4 protein-coding genes and 1 pseudogene are annotated in these 3,336 nt (G+C 70.4%); all 5 read right to left on the bottom strand.

Annotated elements, in window-relative coordinates:
- Positions 1-170, bottom strand: a pseudogene (locus EHS43_RS48480) (ATP-binding protein); the annotation flags it as partial.
- A gap of 98 nt (positions 171-268) precedes the next feature.
- Positions 269-688, bottom strand: a complete 420-nt coding sequence (locus tag EHS43_RS40715) for a (deoxy)nucleoside triphosphate pyrophosphohydrolase (protein WP_125195566.1) — start codon at positions 686-688, stop codon at positions 269-271.
- Between the two features lie 25 nt (positions 689-713).
- Positions 714-905, bottom strand: a complete 192-nt coding sequence (locus tag EHS43_RS40710) for an SPOR domain-containing protein (protein WP_007384464.1) — start codon at positions 903-905, stop codon at positions 714-716.
- Positions 906-1,218: 313 nt separating this feature from the next.
- Positions 1,219-1,971, bottom strand: coding sequence for a GntR family transcriptional regulator (locus EHS43_RS40705; RefSeq protein ID WP_125195565.1), 753 nt, complete (start codon positions 1,969-1,971; stop codon positions 1,219-1,221).
- A 147-nt stretch (positions 1,972-2,118) separates the two neighbouring features.
- Positions 2,119-3,336: DUF4190 domain-containing protein (locus tag EHS43_RS40700; RefSeq protein WP_260470943.1), on the bottom strand; the 1,218-nt coding region annotated here is incomplete at its 5' end.

The following is a 3,336-nucleotide window of genomic DNA, read 5'->3' as shown; positions in this document are numbered from 1 at the left end:
GAGTTGGTCACCAGCTCGCTGACCAGCAGGGCAGCGATGTCGGCGAGGCCGTCGAGGTGCCAGGCGGCCAGCCGGTCCCGGACGGCCGTCCGGGCGGCGCGCACGGCACCCGGGTCCGCCGGGAAAGTCCACTCGGCGCAGTCGCCTTCGGTGTCGATCACGCCGATCACATCCCGGGCCAGCCCATGTCCGCTTTCGTGGGGTTAAGGGGCACATACCCGATATCAGGGGTGCGGTACCGTGCCGAATGGCTTAAGCCGGAGCGCGCTCAGCGGCTCGGACGGAGCCCCGCGCCCCCGCGTGCCTCCAGTGAGCGGATCGCCTCCACGTCCTGGTCGAGCCAGGGCACGTCCCAGAGCCGGTCCGGGGTCAGCCAGCGGAGTTCGTCATGGTCCTGCAGCGGCTCGGGGGCCGGGGAGTCCGGGGAGAGCCGGGCCGTCCAGGCCTGGAGGACATAAGGGGAGCGCAGGGGCCACTCGCCCGGGACCCGCTCCAGGGCCTCCGCCGTCACGCCGAGCTCCTCGCGCAGTTCGCGCACCAGCGCCTGCTCCGGCGATTCCCCCCGCTCCACCTTGCCACCCGGCAGCTCCCAGCGGCCGGCCAGTTCGGGGGGTGCACTGCGGCGGGCGGCGAGGAGGCGGTCACCGTCGTACAGGGCGGCCGCCACCACCACGATCCGTTCCGTCATGCGCCGGAGCCTACGGGAGGCCACGTCAGTCGGCCGAACTCGCTCCGTTCGGGCCGATGCGCTCGACCCAGTAGAGCTGTTTGTGGCCGCGGGCATCGAGACTGTCGGCGATCTTCTGGGCCTCGGCCCGGGTCGCGTACCTGCCCACGCGGTAGCGATTGCCGTTGTCGTCCTGGCGTATGACGAGCCAGGGAAGAGTGATCGTGCCGTCGTTCATTGCGCCCCACCGCTCCTTCCCGACCTGCGTCGAGCCCCACCCGATAAGGAAACCGCAATCCGCATATGCCCGAGCCTACGCCCAACCTTTACGCAGCGAATACGCGTTTTCACAAAGAGGTACGCAACCAGCCAGGACGGACTCCTCCGGCAGGGGCGCGCACCGGTGAACACGCCCCCGGTGGAGGGGCATGCCTTCCGTCAGGGACGCCTCAGGGACAGCGGTGTCGACCTGCGAGAACGGCCGAATTCGAACGGCGTTCGCCCGCAGGCCCGTTGAGTGTTCGCCCCGGGCAACCTCCCCGGGGAGCGCACTACTTCACCGGAAGGTGGTACGCGACCTGGTAGCGGTCGGCCGGAATGACCACGTCGGCCGTCTCCACGGGACGACCCGAGGCGTAGTAGGTGCGGTGGACCACGAGGACGACATGCCCGGGGACACCGCCCAGGGCGAGCAGTTCCTCGGCGAGGCCGGGGCGGGCACCGACCTCCTCGGTGACGTTGTCCACCACGACGTCGATGGCGGCCATGCGCTCGACCACGCCCATGCCGCCGAGGGGACCCTCCTCGGGGAGCATCACGGGAGTGCGCCCGGTGACCGCGAGGGGTTCCCAGGAGGTGGAGAGCATGATCGGCTCCCCGGCCTCCCGGAAGACGTACTTCGTGCACATCACCCGGTCACCGGCCCGGATGGAGAGCCGCTCGGCGACGGCCGCCGACGCCTCGGTCTGCCGGCTGCTGGACTCCCAGGTGCCGCGCCCCTCCCCGTCGGCCTGCTCCTGCCGGAAGGGGGTGGCACCGGAGGCCGGGCGGTATCCGGAGCGGGCGATACGGCGGGGCACGGGGCGCTCGCGGACGTACGTCCCGGAGCCGGAGCGGCCCTCGACCAGACCCTCGGCCATCAGCACCTTGCGGGCCTCCAGCGCGACGGTGTCCGAGACGCCGTACTCCTCGCGGATCCGGGCCTGGGACGGCAGGCGGGTGTGCGGTGGCAGCGAACCGTCGACGATCTTCTTGCGGAGATCACCCGCGACGCGCAGGTACGCCGGCTGCTCACCGAATGTCACTGGCCGCTCCCATCAGGTTGTACAGACAGCAACAGCCTGGCAACCGTGGGTTCGACCATGCAAGCAAAGGCCAGAGAATCACTCGATGTGATGACATGTGCCGGTGGGGGGCTTTACGCAGGCACTTTCTCCCCACTATGGCGGCGATCACACATTGAGTTCGCCGCTGCTCGGCTCTCCGCTGCCGTCGTCGCCCTCCTCGTCGTACGACGGCCGCTTCGTGGCCAGCCCCAGAGCCTTGCGTGCGGTGACCGTGCTGGGGCCGTCGACGTAGTCGTACCCCTTGTCGTAGTGGATGTAGAAGGAGTCCACGTCGTCGTCCTCGGCCGCGGCGACCGCCTTCGCCCACTCGTCGCGGGCCTCCTCCATGTCCTTCACCAGGGCCTCGACCTGCTTGTCCGCCCGGTCCGGCCAGGAGGGTGCGCGAAGGGCCCCGATCTGCTCGTCCAGGCTGTCGTGGACGTCCCGCGACCAGTCCCGGTAGCCGGGCAGATCGTCCTCCGGGTAGTCCTCGGGCTCCTCCCACAGCACCGCGTCGAGGGCGTTGAGGGACTTCAGGAGAGTGATCTGGTACGTGTCCAGCGTGGACTCGTCGGCGCGCAGCGAGCCGGTCAGGGTCGCGTGTTCGTCGGTGTTGCCGAAGATGCAGGTGACCTCGCGGTCGCCGAGCCGCCAGCTCTGCCGGGTCGGGCCGAAGTAGTACACGTCGACGTCCTCGGGCAGCGCCCAGCTGTCCATGGCGTAGGCGTCCTGGAGCGGTTGGCACTTCTCGTCGGCCGCGTCGGAGACCGCGGCGTCACCCGGGAAGGCGCCGCCGGTCATCCTGAACTCGCCGAACACCTCACCGTCGTGCTCACCCGTGCAGGGCACCTGCTCGACGTCGTACGTCAGGCCGCCGAGGGACTCCCCCGGCGCGTCGAAGCACTGGCCCTTCACCACCGAGAAGGCCGCGCCCTCCGTCGCGCCCTTCTTGAAGCCCTCCCAGGCGTCTGAGAACCCGCCGGTGGCGAGCGCCGTCACCCACAGGGCGAGCCCCAGCGAGGACAGGATCGAGCCGGCGATCGCCAGCCCCTTGCCGGACTGGCCCTTCTTCCTGATCTGCGCCAGCGCGATCACCCCGAGGACCAGGCCCACGGCGGGGAAGCAGCACAGGACACCGAGCACCAGGGAGGCGACGGCGAGGCCGTTGACGGAGGAGGGGCGGGCGTAGGGGCTGTAGCCCTGTCCCCAGGTCGGGTACGGCGGACCATAGGGTTGGCCGTACGACTGCTGCCCGTAAGGCTGCTGCCCATACGGCTGTTGTCCCGGTGCCGGCGGCCCGTACGGGTCCGGGGCCGGGGACGGCCCCTGGGCGGGGTCCGGCTG

It is taken from the genome of Streptomyces sp. RP5T (assembly GCF_003933965.1).
In the GTDB taxonomy this organism is placed as follows: Bacteria; Actinomycetota; Actinomycetes; order Streptomycetales; family Streptomycetaceae; genus Streptomyces.
This window is presented reverse-complemented; position numbering and strand designations above follow the sequence as displayed.

Bases quoted from the DNA above. Each gene is read 5' to 3' on its own strand.
- EHS43_RS40710 (WP_007384464.1), bottom strand. From the start codon at position 905: ATGAACGACGGCACGATCACTCTTCCCTGGCTCGTCATACGCCAGGAC.
- EHS43_RS40715 (WP_125195566.1), bottom strand. From the start codon at position 688: ATGACGGAACGGATCGTGGTGGTGGCGGCCGCCCTGTACGACGGTGAC.